Below are 22,497 nucleotides of genomic sequence, written 5' to 3'. Positions count from 1 at the left end.
TCGGATCGAGCCGAATCGTAGCCGGAGCCGCAAGCCAGCAATGAAGTCCGTACCACGTTTTGCGACCCGGGCGTTCCTCGGGATCGCTCTCGCCATGCTGGCCGGATGCGGGAAGAAGAAGGAGGACAAGGGTCCCCCTCCTACTCCCGAGGCTGGCTATGTCGTGCTGCGTGCCGAGACGGTGCCGTTGTTCATCGAACTGACCGGCCGGACAGCGGCGTTCGAGACGTCGGATGTTCGCCCGCAGGTTGCCGGGCTGATCCTCGCGCGGACCTTCACCGAAGGCAGCGTCGTCCACGCCGGGCAGACACTCTACAAGATCGACCCGTCGCAATATCGCGCCGCGTTGGCGCAGGCGCAGGCGAACCTGTCGAGCGCGCAGGCGAACGCGGCGGCCACCAAGGCCAAGGCCGATCGCTACAAGCCGCTCGCCGATATGCAGGCGGTCGCCAAGCAGGATTATGTCGATGCGCGCGGTACCGCCGACCAGGCGGCGGCGTCGGTGTCGCAGAATCGCGCGGCGGTCGAGACCGCCAAGATCAACCTCGGTTTCACCAATATCCCCGCCCCGATCACCGGTCGCATCGGCCGGTCGCTCGTCACGACGGGCGGGCTGGTGACGGTCGGCCAGACGACCGCGCTGACGACGATCCAGCGGCTCGACCCGATCTTCGTCGACATTCAGCAATCGAGCGCCGACCTGCTCAGTCTGCGGCGTTCGCTCGCGAGCGGCGGACGCGCGGCGTCATCGGCGGCGGTCCGGCTCGAACTCGCCGACGGCAGCGAATATGCCGCGAGCGGGCGGGTAGAGTTCGCCGAAGCGGTCGTCGACCCGAACACCGGCACCGTCACCCTCCGCGCCCGTTTTCCCAATCACCAGGGCGTCCTGCTCCCGGGGATGTTCGTCCGCGCCCGGCTGAGCCAGCAGACGGCGCAAAACGCGATCCTCGCGCCGCAGACCGGAATCAGCCGCGATCCCAAGGGCAACGCGACCGCGCTCGTCGTCGGCAAGGACAACAAGGCGGTCAGCCGCGACGTCAAGCTCGACCGGACCGTCGGCGACAAATGGCTGGTCGCCAGCGGTCTCGCCGCCGGGGACAAATTGATTGTCGAGGGGATTAATCGGATCAAGCCCGGACAGGCGATCAAGCCGGTGGCGGCGGGATCGAAACCCGCGCCGCGCCCGGCCGCAAACGACGACCGCGCCAAGTCGTAGATGATTTCGAAAATCTTCATCGACCGGCCGATCTTCGCGTGGGTGCTCGCGATCATCGTCATGCTCGCCGGTATCGGCGGGGTTCTGTCGCTGCCGGTCGAGCAATATCCCGACATCGCCCCGCCCGCCGTCAACATCCGCGCGACCTACCCGGGCGCGTCCGCCGAGACGCTCGAATCGAGCGTGACGCAGGTCATCGAACAGCAGCTTACCGGCATCGACGGGCTGATCTATTTCCAGGCGACGTCGAATTCGGCGGGTGCGCTGACGCTCGTGGTGACCTTCGAGAAGGGGACCAACCCCGACATCGCGCAGGTCCAAGTGCAGAACAAGGTCCAGCAGGCGCTGCCCCGGCTGCCGCAGCAGGTCCAGCAGCAAGGCCTGACGGTCACCAAGTCGAATGCCGACTTCCTGATGGTCGTGTCGCTTTACGACTCGTCGGACAAGACGACCTCGTTCGACGTTGCCGACTATCTCGTCTCGAACCTTCAGGACCAGATCGGGCGGATAAAGGGCGTCGGCGATTATAATGTGTTCGGCTCGCAATATGCGATGCGGATCTGGCTCGATCCGTACAAGCTGGCGAGCTTCCAGCTCATTCCCGGCGACGTCGTCAGCGCATTGCAGGCGCAGAATACCCAGATCGCCGCCGGGCAGCTCGGCGCCCAGCCCAGCCCCGACAGCCAGATGCTCAGCGCAATCGTCACCGAGCGGTCGCGGCTGACGACGCCCGACGAATTCAAGAAGATCATCGTCAAGACGCAGACCGATGGATCGAAGGTGCTGCTCAGCGACGTCGCGCGGGTCGAACTCGGCAGCGAAAGCTATACCAACACCGGGCGCCTCAATGGCCACCCGGCGGTCGGCATGGCGATCCAGCTCGCTCCCGGGGCCGACGCGCTCAAGACCGCCGAGCTCGTCCGTGCCGCCGTCGCCAACGCGTCGGGGTCGTTCCCGTCCGGCTATAAATACGCCTTCCCGCTCGACAGCACGGCGTTCATCAAGCTGTCGGTCGAGGAGGTCGTCAAGACGCTCGGCGAGGCGATCGTCCTCGTCGTTATCGTCATGTTCGTCTTTCTGCAAAGCTGGCGCGCGACGCTGATCCCGGCGATCGCGGTGCCGGTGGTTCTGCTCGGCACCTTCGGCATCCTCGCGCTATTCGGCTATTCGATCAACACGCTGACCCTGTTCGGGCTCGTGCTGTCGATCGGCCTGCTCGTCGACGACGCGATCGTCGTCGTCGAGAACGTCGAGCGGGTGATGGACGAAGATCCCGACATCTCGCCGCGCGACGCGACGATCAAGTCGATGGCCGAAATTCAGACGGCGCTGATCGGCATCGCGCTCGTCCTGTCGGCGGTGTTCATGCCGATGGCGTTCTTCGGCGGGTCGGTCGGCGTGATCTACCGCCAGTTTGCGATCACGATCATCGCGTCGATGACGCTGTCGGTGCTTGTCGCGCTGGTCCTGTCGCCCGCGCTAGCGTCGCATCTGCTCAAGCGGCCCGACAAGGAGAAAAAGGAAGGTCGGGTTGCACGCCTGGGCCACCGCTTCAACGACTGGTTCAACCGCACCGCCGATCGCTACCGCGATATCGTCGCGCGGATCATCGCCAAGCCGCTGCTCCTGTTGATCGGCTACGGCGTCATCATTGCCGTCCTGATCCTCGGCTTCCTCCATCTCCCGACGAGCTTCCTGCCGAACGAGGATCAAGGCATCGCGCAGCTCCAGTTTATCATGCCCGCGGGGACGACGCAGGCGCGCGCGGTCGAGGTCGCCAAGTCGATCGAGGCGCACTTCCGCGCGGCCGAGCAAAAGACGATCGACATCGTCTACATCGTCATCGGCCAGAACACCGCCGGGACCGGTCAGAACGTTGCCCGCGGCTTTATCGGCTTCAAGCCGTGGGACGAACGCACTGGAGATGGACAGAACGCCGCCGCGATCGTCGCCCGGTCGAATAAGCAATTGTCGTCGATCCGCGACGCCCAGTTCACCGCACTCAACCCGCCGCCGGTTCGCGGGCTCGGCCAGTCGGCCGGTTTCACCATGGAGCTCGAAAACTCCGGCAACCTCGACCGCGCGACCTTCCGCCAGCGGACCGATGCGCTCGTCGCCGCGGCAAAGGCCGACCCGGGCCTGACCTCGGTTCGTCTCAACGGCCTCGACGACGTCCCCACGCTCGCGGTCGATGTCGATCAGGAGCAGGTCGGCGCGCTCGGCCTGACGCAATCCGATGTCGACCAGACGCTCGCCGCAGCGTGGGGTGGCACGTACGTCAACGACTTCATCGACCGCGGCCGCGTCAAGCGCGTCTATGTCCAGGGCGACGCTCAATTCCGTAGCAAGCCCGAGGACCTCGCGAACTGGTATGTCCGCAATTCGAGCGGGACGATGACGCCGTTCTCGACCTTCGCCCACACCCGCTGGCAGCGGACGCCGACGACGCTCCAGCGCTACAACGCCAAGCCGGCGTTCGAAATCGCCGGAGAGGCCGCGCCGGGGTCGAGTTCGGGGGCGGCGATGCAGAAGATGATGGACCTTGCCGCCAAGCAGCCGGGGACATCGGTCGAATGGAGCGCGCTGTCGTATCAGGAGCGCTTGTCGGGCGGGCAGACGCCGCTGCTGTATTCGCTGTCGCTGCTCGTCATCTTCCTGTGCCTCGCCGCGCTGTACGAAAGCTGGTCGATTCCGCTGTCGGTTCTGCTCGTCATCCCGCTCGGACTGTTCGGCGCGACGCTCGCGGTGACGTTCCGCGGGCTGACCAACGACGTCTATTTTCAGGTCGGGCTGCTGACGACGATGGGGCTGTCGGCGAAGAACGCGATCCTTATCGTCGAATTTGCCGAGCAGGCCGAGCGGGCGGGCAAGAGCGCACTCGACTCGGCGCTCGAGGCGGCGCGATTGCGACTGCGGCCGATCATCATGACCAGCCTCGCCTTCATCTTCGGCGTTATCCCGCTGGCGATCTCGACCGGCGCCGGGGCGCAAAGCCGGATCGCGATCGGGACGGCGGTTATCGGCGGGATGCTGACCGCGACGATCCTCGCAATCTTCTATGTACCCTTGGCGTTCGTGCTCGTGCGGCGACTGTTCCGCGGCCATGCGCCGGAAAAGAAGGACGGTCCCGACGGCGAGCCGGGTCCGGACGGCAAGCCGGGTCCCGACAAGCCTGTGGCGGAGGCTGCGCCCGACGTGCCGCTGCTCCCTGCCCCGACGATCCCCGATCCCGACCAGCCGCTGCTTCCGGCCCCTGCGGTCCCCGATCCCGACCAGCCGCGCTTGCCGCCGCCGGCATCCGCGGGAGCAACCGCATGACCCGGCCCCGTCTGATCAGTCGCTGGCCATTGCTCGCGGTAGCCGCGCTCGCGGCGTGCAGTCTCGATCCGCATTATGTCCGCCCCGACCCAGCCGTGCCGCCGAGCTGGCCGGCCGGTGATGCGTATCTGCGCACCACCGAGGCGTCGCTGCCATCGGTCGACTATCGCCAGATCTTCCTCGACCCGCATATGCAGTCGATCATCACCCGCGCGCTCGAGAATAATCGCGACCTGCGCATTGCCGCGGCGAACATCGATTCGGCGCGGGCGCTGTACCGCGTCCAGCGGGCCGCGCTGCTGCCGCAGATCGACGCGACGGCGCGGACGTCGACATCGAACGGGCTGCTCAGCAGTTCGAGCGGGTCGACCGGAAGCACTGGCACGACCGGGACCGGCACGGGCTCGACTGGTTCGGGTGGCACCGGCACGGGCGGGACCGGGACTGGTACGGGAACGACCAGCACCGGCACGGTAAGCTCAAGTTCGGGTACACGGACAGTCTTCTCGACCGAACTCGGCGTCACCGCGTTCGAGATCGACCTGTTCGGCAAGATTCACAGCCTCGCCCGCGCTGCGCTCCAGCAATATCTCGCGACCGAGGCGGCGGCGCGGGCGACGCGGCTGACCCTCGTCGGCGACGTCGCCAACGCGTATTTGACGCTGGCGACCGACCGGAGCCTGCTCGCAATCGCGATCGACACCGAAAAAAGCGCGCAGAAGTCGGTCGACCTGACCAAAATGCGGCTCGATGGGGGAGTCGCCCCGCGGACCGACCTCCGGCAGGCGCAGAGCGTGTTGTACCAGGCGCAATCCGACAAGACGAACACGATGACGCTCGTCGCGCAGGACCGCAACGCGCTCGAACTGCTCGTCGGCGCGCCAGTCGCCGATGCCGACCTGCCGCCGTCGATCGAGGCGGTCGACGGCAAGATCGCGGCGCTCCCCGCCGGGCTCGACTCACGCGTCCTCCTCCGCCGCCCCGACGTCGTCGAGGCCGAATACACCCTGCGCGCGGCAAACGCGCGGATCGGCGCCGCGCGGGCGAACTTCTTCCCGACGATCAGCCTGACCGCAGCGGCGGGTTTCGCCAGCACCGCGTTGTCGTCGCTGTTCACCGGGGGCGCCTTTTCATGGTCGATCGCCCCGGCGGCATCGCTGCCGATCTTCGACGGCGGCGCGAACAGCGGCAACCTCGCCTATGCCAAGGCGCAGCGCGACGTCGCGGTCGCCACCTATCAGAAGACCGTCCAGACCGCGTTCCGCGAGGTCGCCGATGCGCTCGCGCGGCGCGGGACGATCGACGCGCAGGCGGGGGCGCAACTTGCGGCCGAGCAGGCGGCGGACGATTCGAACACGCTCGAGACCGCGCGCTATAATGGCGGCATCGACCCGTACCTCAACGTGCTCGTGACGCAGCGGACGCTGTATTCGGCGCGGCAGACGCTGGCGTCGGCACGCCTGCTCCGCGCGCAGAGCCTCGTGACGCTGTACCAGACGCTCGGCGGCGACCAGCTGCTCGACCCGCAGCCGCTATCGGGAGCTAGGCCGGAACCGCGGTCAGGTAATAATTGACCGACGTGTCGCTGCCGAGGACGAACCCGCTCCCCGGCCGCCACGTCATGCCGCTGACGCCGCGCACCGCGAACCCGGCAGTCGTTAGTTCGGCGCTCAGTTCGTCGGGGGTAACGAACTTGCTCCAGTCGTGCGCGCCCTTGGGGATCGTCCGCATGATCCGTTCGGCCCCGACGATCAGCGTCGCATAGCTGAGCGGGGTCCGGTTCGGCGTCGACATCACCAGCAGGCCGCCCGGAGCCGTCACCGCGCGCAGGCTGGCGAGGAAGCGCGCCCGATCGGCGACATGCTCGACGACCTCCATGCAGGTGACGAGGTCGAACACCGCCCCCTCGCGCGCAAGCACCTCGACCGGCGCGGTGCGGTAAACGATGTCGAGCTGGCCCGCCGCCGCGTGCGCAGCCGCCGCCGCGACATTCTCCGCTGCCGCATCGATCCCGGTGACGTTCGCGCCCATCCGCGCCAGCGGCTCGGTCAGCAGCCCGGCGCCGCAGCCGACATCGAGCGCGGTCATGCCGTCGAGCAGCCGCCGCGCCCGCGCATCGCGCCCGCGGGCGATCATCGCGTCACGGATATAGCCGAGGCGCAGCGGATTGATCCGGTGGAGCATCGCCGAGCTTCCCGCCGGGTCCCACCAGTCCCCCGCGAGCGCGCCGAAGAACCCCGCCTCGCGCGCATCGACAGTACCCGCGACCGCGCTATTCCCAGTACTATTCATAGCCCAAGCCTCGCTTGCTTGCCTTAATTGCCTCGTCCTCTATCACGCGGGCGAACGCGGCAAGTCATCCCTGACGCCGCACGAAGGATCGTCGCCCCCGTTATGGCCCGCATCGTGATGAAATTCGGCGGGACGTCGATGGCCGGAATCGAACGCATTCGCGGCGCCGCCGACCGCGTCCGCCGCGAGGTTGCCAACGGCAACGAGGTTGCGGTCGTCGTCTCGGCGATGGCGGGCGAGACCGACCGGCTCGTCGGCTTCTGCCGCGAAGCCTCGCCGCTCGCCGACCGCGCCGAATACGACGTCGTCGTCGCCAGCGGCGAGCAGGTCACCGCCGGGCTGCTCGCGATCGCGCTCCAGGCGGCGGGCACGCCCGCGCGGTCGTGGCTCGGCTGGCAACTGCCCGTATCTACGTCGGACGCCCACGCCTCGGCGCGGATCAAGGGCATCGACACCGACGCGATGGCCGCGAGCATGGCGGCGGGAACGGTCGCGGTGATGCCGGGCTTCCAGGGCATCAGCCCCGACGGGCGGGTCACGACGCTCGGACGCGGCGGGTCGGACACGTCGGCGGTGGCGCTCGCGGCGGCGCTCAAGGCCGATCGCTGCGACATCTACACCGACGTCGACGGCGTCTATACCACCGATCCGAGGATCGTGCCGCGCGCGCGCAAGCTGGCGATGATCACCTATGAGGAGATGCTCGAACTCGCGAGCGTCGGCGCAAAAGTTCTCCAGACGCGTTCGGTCGAGCTGGCGATGAAGGAAAAAGTTCGCGTTCGCGTACTATCAAGCTTCAACGATGGTCCGGGAACGCTCGTGGTCGATGAGGACGAAATCGTGGAACAGGAACTGATCGCCGGCGTCGCTTATAATCGCAACGAGGCGAAGATCACCGTCGGCGGCGTCCCCGACCGGCCAGGCGTCGTCGCGGCGATCTTCGGCCCGCTCGCCGAGGCGAACGTCAACGTCGACATGATCGTCCAGAACATCGCCTATGTCGCGGGCACCACCGATGTAACCTTCACCGTGCCGCGGACCGAACTGACGTTGAGCGAGAGCGTTCTCGCAAAGATGAAGGACAGCATCGGCTATGCCAGCGTGACGAGCGACCCCGCCGTCGCGAAAATCTCGGTCGTCGGCGTCGGCATGCGCAGCCACGCCGGGGTCGCGGTGACGATGTTTAAGGCATTGGCCGACCGCGGCATCAACATCCAGGCGATCACGACGAGCGAGATCAAGGTCAGCGTCCTGATCGCCGAGGAATATACCGAGCTCGCGGTACGCGTGCTCCATACTGCGTACGGGCTAGACGCGTGAACGTATTGGATAATGCTAAGCTATCAGCGGCGCGCGAAGCGCTGCTCCGATCGATGGGGTTTGTGTCCGAGGGCAAACCCATGAAGATCGAGAAGTTTGCCTTTCGCTCAGAGCCCGCGATCGTCGTGGAATGGCCGCTTAAGACCATGCAAAGTCTGTGGGTCCGCGCCTCAGACGTCTCCACAGCGATGACTGCGGGCGTAAGACACGAGTTCCGCAATCGGGGCGAAACGAAGTCCGGCGTCGCCGCGAGGCTGGGCCGGCCTGGCCGACACAGCGGTCCGACAACATATCTTAAGTCGACTGAGCTGATTTGCTTCCACCCAGAAAGTGCAGCTGAACTTGAGATCATCCTGCGGGGGTTGATCAGATGACCCGCCTCGACACGCTTTCCGCGCGCGGCCGCGACTTCCTCGGCTCGACTCACGCCATCATGGCGGGTGCGATGACGTGGGTCAGCGAGCGCCATCTCGTCAGCGCGATCTCGAACGCCGGAGGCTTCGGCGTGATCGCGTGCGGGGCGATGCCGCCGCATATCCTCGATGCCGAAATCGCCGCGACGAAGGCGCTCACCGACCGGCCGTTCGGGGTCAATCTGATCACGCTCCACCCGGCGATGGCCGACCTGATCGCGATCTGCGGCAAGCACGATGTCAGCCACGTCGTCCTCGCAGGCGGCCTCCCATCAGGGGCGGCGATCGAGGCGATCAAGGCGACCGGGGCCAAGCTGATGTGCTTCGCACCGACCGCGGCGCTGGCGAAGAAGCTCGTTCGCTCGGGCGTCGACGCGATCGTCATCGAGGGCAGCGAGGCTGGCGGACACATCGGCCCGGTGTCGACGAGCGTCCTCGCGCAGGAAATCCTTCCCGTCATCCGCGACGTTCCGGTGTTCGTCGCGGGCGGCATCGGGCGCGGAGCGGCGATCGCCGCGTATCTCGAAATGGGGGCGAGTGGCGTCCAGCTCGGCACGCGCTTCGCCGCCGCGACCGAGAGCGTCGCGCACGCCAACTTCAAGCGCGCCTTCGTCCGTGCCTCGGCCCGCGATGCGCTGGCGTCGGTCCAGCTCGACCCGCGCCTGCCGGTCATCCCGGTCCGCGCGCTCAAGAATGCGGGTAGCGAGGCGTTCGCCGCGAAGCAGCGCGAGATCGCCAACCTCGTCGACGCGGGCACGATCGGCCTCGCCGAGGGCCAGCTCCAGATCGAGCATTATTGGGCGGGAGCGCTGCGCCGCGCGGTCGTCGACGGCGATATCGAGAGCGGCTCGCTGATGGCGGGCCAGTCGGTCGGCATGGTGACGAGCGTGATGCCGGTCGCGGAGATCATCGACGAGCTGGTCGGCGAGGCCGAAGCGGCATTGAGCAACCGGGCGGCCTGATGCCCCCCGTCTCCCCCGCGCGCGAAATCCTGCGGCGCCTCCACGACGTCATGGCGTCGTCGACGAGCGCGCAGGCGAAGCTCAATGCCGTCGTCGCGGTCGTCGCCGAGCAGCTCGATAGCGAGGTCGCGTCGATCTATCTGCTCCGCGACGGCGTTCTCGAACTCTTCGCGACGCGCGGGCTGAGCCAGGCGGCGGTCCATGTCACGCGGCTGGCGATGGGCGAAGGACTGACCGGCGTCATCGCCGAGACGCGCGAGCCGCTCAACCTCGCCGAGGCGCGCGCCCACCCCGATTTCGCCTACAAGCCCGAGACGGGGGAAGAAATCTTCCACAGCTTCGCCGGGGTGCCGATCGTCCGGCGCGAGGCATCGGTCGGCGTCCTCTGCGTCCAGCACGCCGACCCGCGCGAATACGCCGAGATCGAGATCGAGGTGCTCCAGACGGTCGCCATGGTCCTCGCCGAGCTGATCGCCGGGGCCGGGCTGATCGACGACGTCGCGGCGGCAAAGGCGCGCAGCGCCGCGAGCGGTCCGGCGCGGCTTCCCGGGCTCAAGCTCGTCGACGGTCTCGGGCGCGGGACTGCGGTGTTCCACCAGCCGCGCGTCGTCATCGAGCACACCGTCGCCGACGACGTCGAGGTCGAGCGCGCCCGCGTCTACGGTGCCTTCGTCAAGATGCGCGAGCAGATCGACGGCATGATGGGGCAGGTCGAATTCCTCGGCGGCGGCGATACGTCCGACGTGCTCGAGACGTACAAGATGTTCGCCTATGATGAAGGCTGGTCGCGGCGGATCAACGAGGCGATCGATTCGGGGCTGACGGCGGAGGCGGCGATCGACCGCGTTCAGCAGCGGACCCGCGCGCGGATGCGCTCGATCGCCGACCCGTATCTGCGCGAGCGGCTGACCGACCTCGACGACCTGTCGAACCGGCTGATCCGCATCGTCTCGGGGCAGCTGGGCTCGGCGGCGCAGTCGGGGCTGCGCGGCGACACGATCCTGCTCGCGCGCAACCTCGGCCCGGCCGAGCTGCTCGAATACGACCGGCGGGTACTGAAGGGCGTCGTCCTCGAGGAAGGCTCGCTGACCGCGCATGTCACGATCGTCGCTCGCGCGATGGGGATACCGGTTGTCGGGCGGGTCCGCGACCTACGGACGACGATCACCGACGGCGACGAATTACTCGTCGACGGGTCGGCGGGGACCGTCCTCGTCCGCCCATCGGCTGAGATGCTCAAGTCGTTCGCCACGACAAGCGCGCTCAAGGCGAAGCGCCAGGCCGAGTATGCCAGGCTGCGCGACCTGCCGGCGGTGACCAAGGACGGCACCCGCGTCGCGTTGATGATGAACGCCGGGCTGCGCGACGATGCTGCCGCGCTCGACGCGACGAATGCCGACGGCATCGGGCTGTTCCGCACCGAATTCCAGTTCCTCGTGTCGGCCACCCTCCCCCGCCGCGAGCGCCAGACCGCGCTGTACAAGGCGGTGCTTGACGCTGCGGGCGACCGCCCGGTGGTGTTCCGCACCGTCGACATCGGCGGCGACAAGGCGGTGCCGTACATGCGCGACGACGCGCACGAGGACGAGAACCCGGCGATGGGCTGGCGCGCATTGCGCCTCGCGCTGGGCCGCTCGGGGTTGATGAAGGTCCAGGCGCGCGCCTTGCTCGAGGCCGGGGCCGGGCGGACGCTCAACATCATGTTCCCGATGGTCAGCGAGCCGTGGGAGTTCGACGCGGCCAAGGCGCTCGTCGAGGCACAGCGTGAGTGGCTAACCAAGTCGGGCCGACCGCTGCCGGCGAAGGTCCGCTACGGCGCGATGCTCGAAGTCCCGGCGCTCGCCGAATGCCTCGACGTGCTGCTGCCCAAGGTCGACTTCGTCTCGATCGGGACGAACGACCTGACGCAGTTCCTGTTCGCCGCCGACCGCGCCAATCCCAAGCTCGCCGACCGCTACGACTGGCTGTCACCGGCGATCCTGCGCTTCCTCCGCCGCGTCGCCGCCGCCTGCGCCGCCGCGAACGTCCCCGTCACCGTCTGCGGCGAGATGGGCGGGCGGCCGCTCGAGGCGCTCGCGCTGATGGCGATCGGAATCGAGCGGCTGTCGATCACCCCCGCCGCGATCGGGCCGGTCAAGGCGATGATTCGCTCGGTCGACCTCGCCCCGGTCCGCGCCGCGATGGCGGGCTGGCTCGAGGTTGGGGCACCGACGATCCGCGCCGATTTGACCGCGCTGGCCGACAATTTGGGCGTTGCCCGCGGCTAACATTTGACGGTCGCGCGATTGCTGGGCGCGTCAGTGGATCGGCGATGTGCGCGCTATGTGCGGGGCGGTGTGCGCAAGGTTCTCACGCAGGGTAAACCTTGCGCCACGCGGTCACGGCGACGCTCGCGAACAGCCCGGCGAGCGCATACGGATCGGCGGCAGTAAACTGGATCGCCGATTTGCGGTCGGCGAATTCGATGATCAGGAGCGACCCGATCGGCGCACCGTCGATCCCGAGCAACGGTCCGGCGGCGACGATCTGGTCGGCTACCGTGTTGATATGATTAAGATGTTCGTCGCGGGTCGAGGCGCGAAGAGCGGTGCTGCCGGGCTTGTCGATGCAATGGATCGCGAAATGCGGCATGGCCAGCTCCGGAATATGCGACGCTGGTCGCGCGCGCCGCAGCACGTCTAGAGCCTCGCCGCCACTTGGAACAGCGTGAAAGCGCACCCCGCCAAGGTTGACCAAAGCAGCCCCTTAGCGTAAGCGCCTCGCCTTTGCCGGACCCTCCGGTTGCCAAGGACGTAAACGATGTCGCGCATTTGCGAACTGACCGCCAAGGGTCGCCTGGTCGGGAACAATGTCTCCCACGCCAACAACAAGACCAAGCGGTTGTTTTTGCCCAACCTTCAGAACGTGACGCTGATGTCCGACGTCCTCGGACGGTCGGTTCGTCTGCGCGTGTCGATGAACGGCCTGCGTTCGGTCGAGCATGTCGGCGGCCTCGATAACTGGCTGGTCAAGACCAAGGCCGAGAAGCTGAGCGACCGCTGCGTCAAGCTCAAGCGCGAGATCAAGAAGAAGATTGCCGCGACGACCGCCGCCGAGACCCCGGCCGCCGCAGCCTGACGCCATGGCGGTGCAGCGCGCCGCCATCCCCGTCCGCCCGGCAACATCGGCGGATAGCAGGCTCGTTGCAGCAACGCTCGCCCGCGCTTTCATCGACGATCCGGCGCTGGCGTATCTTTTCCCGGATGTCCTGACCCGGCCGGCCAAGCTGCTGAAATTCTTCAGCACTGCCGTCCGCATCGAGGCCCGTCCGGCTGACACGCTGATCGCTGGCGACGGTGCCGCGATGACGATCTGGCGTCCTCCCGGTGCGTGGCGCACGTCGCCCCTGGCGATGCTCGGCGTTCTCGTGCCACTCGTCACGACCTTCGGCACCGCGCTCCCCCGCGCCTTGCGATTGCAGGCGCTGATCGAGAGCCACCATCCAGCGACGCCCCACTGGTATCTCGCATTCGCCGGGTGCGATCCCACACTGCACGGTCGCGGCTTTGGTGGCGCGGCGATTCGGTCGAAGCTCCGCGACTGCGATCACGCCGGAATACCCACCGCGCTTGAAACTGCGACCGCAGCCAATCTGGCGATCTACGCTGCGCTCGGTTTTGCCGTGAAGGGTGAGTTCGACGCCGCGCCGGGCTTACGTTTCTGGTCGATGTGGCGCGAGCCGGTGCCGACGCGGTAGCGGTCGAACGGTAGAACGCCTATCTGCTCGGCGATGCCCAAGCCGATCCGATCGCCTAGCGAAGTCCTCCACCAGGTCTTCGGCTTCAACGACTTTCGCGGTCATCAGGGCGGGATCGTCGCGGATGTCTGCGCCGGGCGCGACGTCCTCGCGATCATGCCGACCGGAGCAGGCAAGTCGCTGTGCTATCAGGTGCCTGCGCTCGTCCGCCCCGGCTGCGCGATCGTCGTTTCGCCGCTGATCGCCTTGATGGCCGACCAAGTTCGCGCGCTGCGAGCATACGGCGTTCGCGCCGCCGCGCTCAACAGCCAGTCAGACGATTCGAACGCGACGATCGCCGCGCTGAATAACGGCGAGCTCGACCTGCTCTACGTCGCGCCTGAGCGCGCGAGCCAGCCGGGGTTCCAGACGCTCGTCAGCCGGGTCGAAATCGCCCTCGTCGCAATCGACGAGGCGCATTGCGTCAGTCAGTGGGGCCATGATTTCCGCCCCGATTACCGGCAGTTGCGCCGGTTTTGCGACCTTCTGGAGGGCGTGCCGCGGGTCGCTTTGACCGCCACCGCCGACGCGACGACCCGGCTCGATATCCTCGACCAGCTTGGCATCGCGCCCGATCGCATGGTCGTCGCCGGGTTCGACCGGCCGAACATCCGCTACGAAGTCGAGCCCAAGACGAGCGCGATGCGCCAGCTCGACACCTTCCTCGCGACCCAGCGCGGCAAGTCGGGGATCGTCTACACCCCGACCCGGGCGATTACCGACCGCGTCGCCGACTCGCTCGCCAAGAGTGGCGTCCGCGCTTTGCCCTATCACGCCGGGCTCGACGCGCATGTCCGCGCGCGCAATCAGGAGGTCTTCGTCACGGGAGACGACACGGTGATGGTCGCGACCGTCGCGTTCGGCATGGGCATCGACAAGCCCGACGTCCGCTTCGTCGCGCACCTCGGCCTGCCGAAGTCGATCGAGGCTTATTACCAAGAGACCGGACGCGCCGGCCGCGATGGCGACCCTGCCGTCGCCCATCTGCTGTACGGCGCGGAGGATATCGCGCGCGCGCGCCAGTTTATCGTCGCGAACGACAGCACCCCTGAACGCAAGGCTGCCGAGAACGGGCGGTTGAACGCGCTGATCGGGTTCTGCGAGACGACCCAGTGCCGCCGCATCCCGCTGCTGACATATTTCGGTGAACCCGCGCCGGCGCCGTGCATGAATTGCGACATCTGCCTCAACCCGCCGATGCTGGCCGACGCAACCGAGGCGGCGCGCAAATTATTGTCGGCGGTGTACCGGACCGGGCAGCGCTTCGGCGTCGGGCATCTCGTCGACGTGCTGCGCGGCACCGGCGGCGAGAAGGTTCGCCGCTTCGGGCACGACGCGCTGTCGGTGTTCGGCATCGGCAGCGACACCGCCGCGAGCAGCTGGCAGGCGCTCGCCCGCCAGCTCGAAGCGAGCGAGGCACTGATCCGCGACCCCGACCACGGCGGGCTGATGCTGGGGCCGAGGGCGCGGCCAATCCTTAAGGGCGAGGAACCCGTGGTGCTGCGCGAACAGCCCGCGCCGCGCACGCGCCGGGATCGCGACCGGTCCGGCGGCTCGACTCCGGCCGATACACCGCTCTTCGAGGCACTGCGTCAGGTCCGCCGCGAACTGGCGGCAGCGACCGGCGTGCCGCCTTATGTCGTCTTCCACGATGCGACTCTGCGGGCGATGGCTGCCGAACGCCCGCGGTCGCGCGATGAACTCGCACGGATCAGTGGAGTCGGGACTCGCAAGCTTGAAGCGTACGGCGACGCTTTTCTTGACGTGCTTCGCGCTGCGTGAAGTTGGTTAAGTCCCGAATTAACCTAGGAATCTGAAACCATTAGTTCGCCACAACGTATTACGATCTTGTTAATAGACGTGGATCCTTTAATACCACTGTCATAAAGACGGATGTAGTGCGTGAGGTTGCGATGCTGAAAGCCAAGATTGTTGCGCTGTGTGTCTGCCCGGCGGTTGTCGCTCCGCCGGTCATCGTTGCGGTCCACAAGCCCGCACGTCACGCGGTTGCGCATCTGCTTCAGCGCGCGGCGAACCGGCTCGATGGTGCTCCCGCCGCGGCGCCGGTCGCGCCGGCGTTGCAATATGCCAATGTCCCATGCGCCCCGACGCTTGCCGACTCGGGCCCCGGCGGCGGCGGCGGCGATGGCGTTCTACCGGCTATCGGTGGCATCGGCCTGACCAGCCTGGCCGGCCTCGAATCTGGTCCGTTTGGCAATGCGTCGCGCCCCGGCAATGGTTTTGGCTATTCCACGGGCGGCGGCGGCGGCGGGTTCATTCCCGCTGGCGGCACAGGCGGCGGTGGCATTCCTGGCGGGGGCACCCCCGGCAGCGGGATTCCCGGCGGTGGCATTCCCGGCGGTGGCACCCCTGGCAGCGGCATCCCCGGCGGCGGCCCCGGCACTGTTTCGACGCTTCCGCCGCCCGTATCGCCCCCGATTACCGGGCCGGGCATCGGCGCGGGCTCGGTTCCCGATCCCGAGACGTGGGCGTTGCTCGTGGCCGGGTTTACCGTTGTCGGCATCGGCATGCGCTACAAGCGGCTCCTCACGATCTGAGGTCGCGCAAACGCGCTTGGTGGAATCCCGCGCCGCATGCTAGCCTGTGGCATTGCACGGCTTTGGGGCAGGCGTGGGCATGGCGGGTTTGGGGCAACGCGCGTATTTTCGCCGATCGTTTTTTGACCTGACGTGTCGCGTCGGGTCGAAGACCATCGCGTCAACGGCTCTCTGAAATGTCGAATATCGCGGGCAAAGCCTATGCGATGAACGTGCTGACCCCGATGCGGCCGTCGAAGACATGGCTGCAGGTTCTGATCTTCATGGCCGGGCGGGCGATGCCGTCGCAGTTTGCCGGGCTGCTGGGCCTGAAGCTGATCCATTTCGCGCGCTGGGTCATGATCCGCCGCGACCAATGGCCGGATCTTGGCCAAGGCAAGCAGACGCTGGCCAACGATTACATGCTGTTCCTGTCGAACTTCAACGGAACCTGGGACCAGTATATCGATGCCTTTGCCGATGGCATTCCCGGCGGGCTCGACCTGTTCTGGTACGCGAGCACCAAGTATCCGCATTCGATCCCGATCGCAGTCTTCAAGGATTATATCGGCGCGAACCAGATCCAGACCAACTATTACTATAACGCTACGCCGGGCTCGGCACAGCGCGACATCAAGGCGGCGCTGCGGGTCCGCCGCGAAATACTCGCGCTCGCAGCGGTCCACGCGCAAAGCGACCCCGCCGCCTTCGCCGTCGCGTATCGCGCCGCATTCGCGCGGGTGATCAACTCGCTCGCCACGCCGGGCTTCGCCCCGATCGCCTCGGTCGCGACGCGCACTGCCGATACTGCGCGCCGCAGCTTCATCGCGACGATGGCGAAGACCGGCGCGGCACCCGCCGGAGCGGAGGGCAGCGGTCATGCCTAACCTCGACGGCGGCCATTATTTCCTGACCCTGCTCGCCCCGGTGCGGACGGGCAACATGATCGACCCGGTGACCGGCGCGTCGCGGTCGCACCCCCATCTGCTGCGGCAGGCGCTGGCGCTGCTCCCCGCCGGACGCCAGACCGCAGCATCGCCGCCCGATGCGCCACCGTCGCCGTTCGCGCGCAACACGTTGAACCACCTCGCCCGCTTCGTGATGATCGACGGCCCCGCGTATAACGGCCGCGAGTCGGGGGATTCGCTCGTCGGTCTGCTACACAGCACCGACCCGCTCGTGGCGCAGCCGGTCGACGTGCTGACGACGCCGTTCCTGCTGTTCGCCGCCGACGTCGATGCGCAATCGCTCGATGGTCCGACCGCGCTGCGGCGTTACACCGATACCCTGTGGGCGACGATGCGGCCCGAGCTCGACGCGACCTTCGGGCATTGCCTCGGCTTCGAGACCGTCACCGACGCCGCCGCCTTCAACGCCTATGTCGTCCGCTGCCAGATCGAGACGACGATGCCGTTCAACGATTATTGGGCCGATGGCCTCGTCGCCCCGGCAGCCCCGCTCGGCGCGGTGGCCGCCGTCGCCGCGGTCGTCGTCGCGGCAGCACTCTATGTTGCCGTCACACGCGGCTGGCCCGGGATCGCACTCGCGCTCGGGATGATCGCGCTGCTGCTGTACGGAGCGTGGCGCTTCATCATCGGCTGGGGTGCGCGGCCGTTCCCGACCGCACCCGATAGCGACCTGCCATCGGTCCTCAAGGCGCTGTTTCTCCAGCAGGCGTTCACCAGCTTCGCGAGCAAAGCGCAGGGGCTCGACGAGGCGACCCTCCACGCACACTTCGGCACCTTCCTCGCCGCAACCGACCCCGCAGCGGCAAGCCCGGCGCTCTTTCCTGGCGAAGTCGTCGCCCCACAGGTCGAGTGGACCTTATGACGACGCTCGAACTCGCCGATATCCAAGGCAATATCTACCGTCCGTACGGTCGCTTCGGCTTCCCGTTCACCCGGCATCTGTTCTTCCATGTCAGCGATGCTTCCGCCGGTCGGGCCTTCGTCGATGCTGTCCGCGCGCGCGTGACGACGGCCGAGCCGTGGTATGCGAGCGAGGACGCGAGCGGCACGCGGATCGTCGCCAAGCCGCCGGTGACGCTCAACATCGGCTTCAGCTTCATGGGATTGCACGCGCTCGAATTGCCGACGCGGACCTTGCGGCTGATGCCCGATGAGTTCGTCGACGGCATGGGCTGCCGCGCGGCGATCCTCGGCGACGCCGGCGGCAGTGCGCCCGACCACTGGGACCCGATCTGGCGCGAACCCGAGCACCCGGTTCATATCTGGATCTCGCTCAACGTCGGCGCGACTCCCGACGGCGCCCCGCTCCCCGTGCTCGATGAATGGACCGCGTGGCTCGAGGGGCTTGCGGCCGACGCTGTGACCCTGTTCGGTGGCCACGGCGCCGATGGCACCGGCCGCTGGCAGGATTCGGCGGCGATCATGGAGACGGCTCCCGACGGCACCCGCCGCGCCGCCGCCCGCGAGCACTTCGGCTTCACCGACGGCATCAGCGACCCGGTTTTCCGTGGCCAGTTCGACGACCCGGCGGCGGAGAAACTTGCCGCAATCGGGGGCGGCAAACTCGCGACCGGGACGTACGACGCCGCGACGAGCTGGTCGGCGCTTGAAGCGGGCGAGTTCATCCTCGGCCAGCCCGACGAGGGACAGCAACTTCCGGTCGCCACCCAGCCGGCGATGTTCGCGCGCAACGGCACCTTCATGGTCTGGCGCAAGCTAAAGCAGGACATCGCCGCGTGGGACACTGACATGGCGGCCAAGGCGGCGCTGTGGCAGGCGGTCAATCCCGGAACCAGTGCTGAGGAAGCAGGCGAGACGGTCCGCGCCAAGATCGTCGGGCGGTGGCGCAACGGTATCCCGCTGATCGCCGCACCGACCTGGGCCGAGTATCGCGGGCTCGACGACGAATATGCCGCGTGCATCGCCATCGCCCTGCGCAAGCCGCGCGATTCGGCCGAGGCGCAACGGCTGGCGAAGTTCAACCTGCTGATGACCGGCTTCCGCTACGGCGAGGACCGCGACGGGGCCAAATGCCCGATTGGGGCGCATATCCGCCGCGCAAATCCGCGCGACATGCTCGACCCCAAGCTCAGTGCGACGGTCGGGGCGTCGACGCTGACCAACCGCCGCCGCATCCTTCGGCGCGGCCTGCCGTACGAGGACGCCGGCGGCGAGAAGGGGATCGTCTTCATGGCGATCTGCTCGAGCCTGTTCCGCCAGTTCGAGTTCATCCAGCAGCAGTGGATGAACTACGGTCTCGACTTCGACGCGGGCAACGACGCCTGCCCACTGATCGGCAACCGGACGCTGTCGGACAAGCACGTCATCCCCGCCGGGGCCGGCACCGCCCCATTCATCGCCGCGGGACTACCCGAGTTCGTCCAGACCCGCGGCGGCGAATATTTCTTCCTGCCGAGCCTGACCGCGCTGCGGATGATCGCGATGGGAACGGTCGACCCGACCTGACACGCGCGCCAGTCGATGCGGCTGTGCCCGAATTCGCTGTCCTACACCCTGATGCCGCGCCTAGCGTTCGCCCGTCGCCACCGGGCGGCGGCCGCTCTTTCTCATTGTCAGCCATTCGTCGGGGCAGCCGGGAAAAAGTCTCGCCCGGTGCCGACCCGCGCCATTGTTGTGCGGGCCGCATGGCGACACGATTCTATGCCCAATACCGTGAACTTCATGTGACCTTTGAGCCCGCGCGCGGCGGTCGCCCTACATGTGATAGGCGATCCGCAGGTAACCGAACTGGCCGGGAACGTCGTAGGTCGTCGGGTCGTAGTTGGGGCCGGTGCAGCTGTAGCAGGCGGGCGGGTTCTTGTTGAACACGTTGTTCACGCCGACGGTGAAGTCGATCTTGTGCTGAAGCGCGGTCGGGCTGAACGCCAGGCGGACATCACCGTAGAAGGTGTCGCCGAGCCGGTTCCCCGGGACGACCGAGGTCTCGGTGACGTGATCGACATAGCGGCCGGTGAACGCCGCATCGATGTCGCCGATCATCCAGTCGACGACGCCGGTCCCCTTGAAGTGGGGATACGACTGGTCGGGCGAGCCGCGCGTCGTGCCGAGGTAGCTCGTGGTGATGAAGCCGGTCGATGACGGGAACGTCTCGGTATATTTCAGCAGATAGTTTCCAGTCAGCGACAGGCCGAACGCGCCATAATTCGTCTTCGGCGAGCGGTAGGTGAAGGTCAGGTCGACGCCGCGGGTGCGGATGCCGCCGATGTTGCCCAACGTCGCGTTGATCCGCGAGATCAGGCCATTCGGCGTCCGGGTGATGGCGGCGCAGCTCAGCGGGTCGGCGTTGAACGCGCACTGCTGGAGGGTCAGCTGCGGGTCGGTCGGCGCGATCGCGTTGCTCACGCGGATATCGTAATAATTGCCCTCGAGGCTGAGCACGCTGGCGAAGCCGCTGTTGCGCGCCCAGCCTGGCGAATAGACCGCGCCGAACAACAAGGTGCGCGACTTCTCCGGCCGAAGCGCGGCATTACCGCCAGTGAGCACGCCGAGCTGGCCGCCGTTGGGCTCGGCATAGCTGCCGCTCGCGGGCACGCCGTTGGCGGTGCAGTTCGCGCGGACCGTCGCCGACGACTGGTACGGCGAGCCGGCGACGTTGGTGCACGGATCGTTGATCGCCGCGTCGTTGCGTGATGCTGCGCCGTACAACTCGCCGATCGACGGCGCGCGGAAACCGGTGGCGTAGCTGGCACGGAGCAGCAGGTCGGCGACGGGCTTCCACAGCCCGGTACCGGTGTAGGTCGTGCTGTTGAATCCGGTCGAATAATCGGCGTAGCGGACCGAGCCGTCGGCCTCGAGCGAGTAGAGGAACGGTACGTCCTTGACGATCGGGACGCGGATTTCGCCGTAGACCTCGTTGGTGCTGTAATGGCCCGACGCGGGCTGGGCCGGAATGTCGGCACCGAGCCCGGCGACGATGATCGGATCGGGGTTGAAGCTGCCGTACTGATAGCGGTGCTCGTAACCGGCGGCGACGCCGACCGGTCCGGCGGGCAGATCGAACAGGTCGCCCGACACGTTGGCGGTATAGTCGAACAACGCCTGGTTGCTGCGGTCGTGCTCGGTGAAGCCGATATAGTTGAGCATCGCCGGCGTTACCGACCCGGCCCCGCCGAACAGGTCGAAGGGGACGCAATCTGCGGTGCACAGCGCGACCGGGCCGAGCGCGCGCGCCAGCTTCGCGGCGTTGATATTGCCGGTAAAGGTCTGGTGGGCGTCGTTCAGCCCAAAGGTGGCGTTGACGTCCCAGTACCACTTGTGAGCGCCGAGGTGGAACGAGCCATCGAGCGTCGCCGTGCCCGAAAACGTGTCGACGTGCTGGGTGTAGGTCCGCTGGCCGTTCTCGACGAGGCGGCGGTAAATGGTGGAATAATTCGCTGGCGGATTGCCCGCGCCGCCCGCCGACAGCGTGCCGAACGGGTTATACGGGTTGGTGCCGTCGATCGTGATCGTGTCGAGCAGATTCCCGTTACCCGCGTCGGGGCCGACGACCAGCGGCAGGAACGCCGCCTGGTTCTGCGAATTGCGCCGGTTATACTCGGCCTTGACGCGCAGGTTGACGGTATCGCCGAGCTCCTGCTTGACGCTGAGCCAGCCGCCGTAGCGCTCCGACGGCGTCAGGAAATAGTTGAGCGGAGCAAAGTTGAACCGATCGGCCGAAGTGAACGGCCTGAAGTCGGTGAGCAGCGGCTTGCCCGTGATCGGGAGGTGCGTCAGCGTGACGTTGCCGGTGGTGCCCGGAATGCCGACGAAACGGCCGCTTGGGGTCGAGCTGCTGCAGCCGCCGATCGGGTCGGTGCAGCTGGTCTCGAATGGGTTCGGAAACTGCGAGGTCGAGCGGTTGGCAGTGCGAACCGCCTCCTGCTTCACATAGCTGCCGCCGAAGACGATGCTCGTCGTCGGCAGCTTGATGCCGTAGCTTGCATTATAGTCCTGCGTATGGCCGTCGCCTTGGCGGAACGTGCCGAACTGCGCCGATGCCTGCAGCCCTTCCTGTGTCGACTTGGTGATGATGTTGACCACGCCCGCGAGCGCGTCCGACCCGTAAAGCGGCGACTGACCCGACTGCAGCACTTCGATGCGCTCGATCGAGCTCGACGGGATGGTGTTAAGGTCGACCGTCGACGGGATGCCGCTGGCGCTGGCGCCGTTGACGAAGCGTACGCCGTCGACGAGGACCAGTGTCCGCTTTGACCCGAGATAGCGCAGGTCGATTTCGGCCGAGCCGGCCCCGACGCCGCCGCCATCGGCAGGGTTGCCGATGTTGCCGCTGTTGTTGACCTTCGAATTGAGGCCGCCGCTCGCACTCGGCAGGCGCTGGAGGACGTCGGCGATCGACGACAGGCCGGTCTGCTGGATCGACGCGGCGTCGAGGACGACGACCGGCGAATCCTGATTGAGCGGATCACGGCGGATGCGCGAGCCGGTAACGATGATCTCGTCGGCGACCGGTGCGGCCTCGGTCGCAGCAGCTGTCGGGCCGACGACGACCGCCTGCGCAAGCGCAGCACCGCCATCGAACAGCGTCACCAGCATCACGCCGCTCAGCATCACCGACTTAATCGACATCAACAAATCCCCTGTTCGATAAGCCATGGTAAATTGCCGCATGCGTGCGGTGCAACACCTCCCGCCACTGTCATTGCTGCACCGCAATCATTGCACGACACCTGTCACCG

Annotated in this window: 16 protein-coding genes; 13 read left to right on the top strand and 3 right to left on the bottom strand. The window is 67.1% G+C overall.

What is annotated here, in order from left to right:
* The first annotated feature begins 40 nt into the window (after positions 1-40).
* Genes KTC28_RS07580 through KTC28_RS07570 form a run of 3 tightly spaced genes read left to right on the top strand, consistent with a single transcriptional unit; the run spans position 41 to position 6,108 of the window.
* A complete protein-coding gene (locus tag KTC28_RS07580; protein ID WP_216708341.1) occupies positions 41-1,216 on the top strand; it encodes an efflux RND transporter periplasmic adaptor subunit in 1,176 nt (391 codons plus the stop codon).
* Positions 1,217-4,534: an efflux RND transporter permease subunit gene (locus KTC28_RS07575; RefSeq protein WP_216708340.1), complete on the top strand. Its 3,318-nt coding sequence runs from the start codon at positions 1,217-1,219 to the stop codon at positions 4,532-4,534.
* The gene (locus KTC28_RS07570) at positions 4,531-6,108 is read left to right on the top strand and encodes an efflux transporter outer membrane subunit (protein WP_216708339.1); all 1,578 of its coding nucleotides are present in this window, start codon (positions 4,531-4,533) and stop codon (positions 6,106-6,108) included. The genes KTC28_RS07575 and KTC28_RS07570 overlap by 4 nt, the downstream gene beginning before the upstream one ends.
* Here the strand turns inward: KTC28_RS07570 and ubiG are convergent.
* Positions 6,077-6,826 carry a bifunctional 2-polyprenyl-6-hydroxyphenol methylase/3-demethylubiquinol 3-O-methyltransferase UbiG gene (ubiG, locus tag KTC28_RS07565; protein WP_216708338.1) on the bottom strand — a complete coding sequence of 250 codons (750 nt, stop codon included), beginning with the start codon at positions 6,824-6,826 and terminating at the stop codon, positions 6,077-6,079. The two genes, KTC28_RS07570 and ubiG, sit on opposite strands and share 32 nt — an antisense overlap.
* A 102-nt stretch (positions 6,827-6,928) precedes the next feature.
* Here ubiG and KTC28_RS07560 point away from each other — a divergent pair, with 102 nt between their 5' ends.
* The 3 genes from KTC28_RS07560 to ptsP all read left to right on the top strand — a co-directional run bounded on the left by KTC28_RS07560 (position 6,929) and on the right by ptsP (position 11,788).
* The gene (locus tag KTC28_RS07560; protein ID WP_216708337.1) at positions 6,929-8,146 is read left to right on the top strand and encodes an aspartate kinase; all 1,218 of its coding nucleotides are present in this window, start codon (positions 6,929-6,931) and stop codon (positions 8,144-8,146) included.
* Between the two features lie 370 nt (positions 8,147-8,516).
* Entirely contained in the window at positions 8,517-9,521 is a 1,005-nt protein-coding gene (locus KTC28_RS07555; protein WP_216708336.1) for an NAD(P)H-dependent flavin oxidoreductase, read from the top strand.
* Complete coding sequence (ptsP, locus tag KTC28_RS07550; RefSeq protein WP_216708335.1) at positions 9,521-11,788, top strand: phosphoenolpyruvate--protein phosphotransferase; 2,268 nt, start codon at positions 9,521-9,523, stop codon at positions 11,786-11,788. The genes KTC28_RS07555 and ptsP overlap by 1 nt, the downstream gene beginning before the upstream one ends.
* Before the next feature lie 82 nt (positions 11,789-11,870).
* On the opposite strand, the gene KTC28_RS07545 is transcribed toward ptsP, so the two are convergent.
* Positions 11,871-12,152: a YciI family protein gene (locus KTC28_RS07545; RefSeq protein ID WP_216708334.1), complete on the bottom strand. Its 282-nt coding sequence runs from the start codon at positions 12,150-12,152 to the stop codon at positions 11,871-11,873.
* Between the two features lie 168 nt (positions 12,153-12,320).
* On the opposite strand from KTC28_RS07545, the gene rpmB reads away from it, so the two are divergent.
* From rpmB to KTC28_RS07510, 7 genes are all read left to right on the top strand, one after another.
* Positions 12,321-12,638: a 50S ribosomal protein L28 gene (rpmB, locus tag KTC28_RS07540; RefSeq protein WP_216708333.1), complete on the top strand. Its 318-nt coding sequence runs from the start codon at positions 12,321-12,323 to the stop codon at positions 12,636-12,638.
* Positions 12,639-12,642: 4 nt separating this feature from the next.
* The gene (locus KTC28_RS07535) at positions 12,643-13,257 is read left to right on the top strand and encodes an N-acetyltransferase (RefSeq protein WP_216708332.1); all 615 of its coding nucleotides are present in this window, start codon (positions 12,643-12,645) and stop codon (positions 13,255-13,257) included.
* A gap of 33 nt (positions 13,258-13,290) precedes the next feature.
* Entirely contained in the window at positions 13,291-15,078 is a 1,788-nt protein-coding gene (gene recQ, locus KTC28_RS07530; protein ID WP_216708331.1) for a DNA helicase RecQ, read from the top strand.
* 131 nt (positions 15,079-15,209) lie between these two features.
* Positions 15,210-15,854 (top strand): hypothetical protein, encoded by a 645-nt coding sequence (locus KTC28_RS07525; RefSeq protein WP_216708330.1) that lies wholly within the window; start codon positions 15,210-15,212, stop codon positions 15,852-15,854.
* A gap of 176 nt (positions 15,855-16,030) precedes the next feature.
* Complete coding sequence (locus KTC28_RS07520) at positions 16,031-16,720, top strand: hypothetical protein (RefSeq protein WP_255602361.1); 690 nt, start codon at positions 16,031-16,033, stop codon at positions 16,718-16,720.
* Entirely contained in the window at positions 16,713-17,663 is a 951-nt protein-coding gene (locus tag KTC28_RS07515; RefSeq protein WP_216708329.1) for a hypothetical protein, read from the top strand. The genes KTC28_RS07520 and KTC28_RS07515 overlap by 8 nt, the downstream gene beginning before the upstream one ends.
* On the top strand, positions 17,660-19,267 hold the full coding sequence (locus tag KTC28_RS07510) for a Dyp-type peroxidase (protein WP_216708328.1): 1,608 nt from the start codon (positions 17,660-17,662) through the stop codon (positions 19,265-19,267). The genes KTC28_RS07515 and KTC28_RS07510 overlap by 4 nt, the downstream gene beginning before the upstream one ends.
* Before the next feature lie 249 nt (positions 19,268-19,516).
* Here KTC28_RS07510 and KTC28_RS07505 read toward each other — a convergent pair whose 3' ends face one another.
* Positions 19,517-22,387 (bottom strand): TonB-dependent receptor plug domain-containing protein, encoded by a 2,871-nt coding sequence (locus tag KTC28_RS07505; protein WP_216708327.1) that lies wholly within the window; start codon positions 22,385-22,387, stop codon positions 19,517-19,519.
* Positions 22,388-22,497: the final 110 nt, after the last annotated feature.

This window comes from Polymorphobacter megasporae (assembly GCF_018982885.2).
GTDB lineage: Bacteria > Pseudomonadota > Alphaproteobacteria > Sphingomonadales > Sphingomonadaceae > Polymorphobacter_B > Polymorphobacter_B megasporae.
The sequence above is the reverse complement of the archived record's forward strand: the minus strand, read 5'-3'. Positions and strand labels throughout refer to the sequence as shown.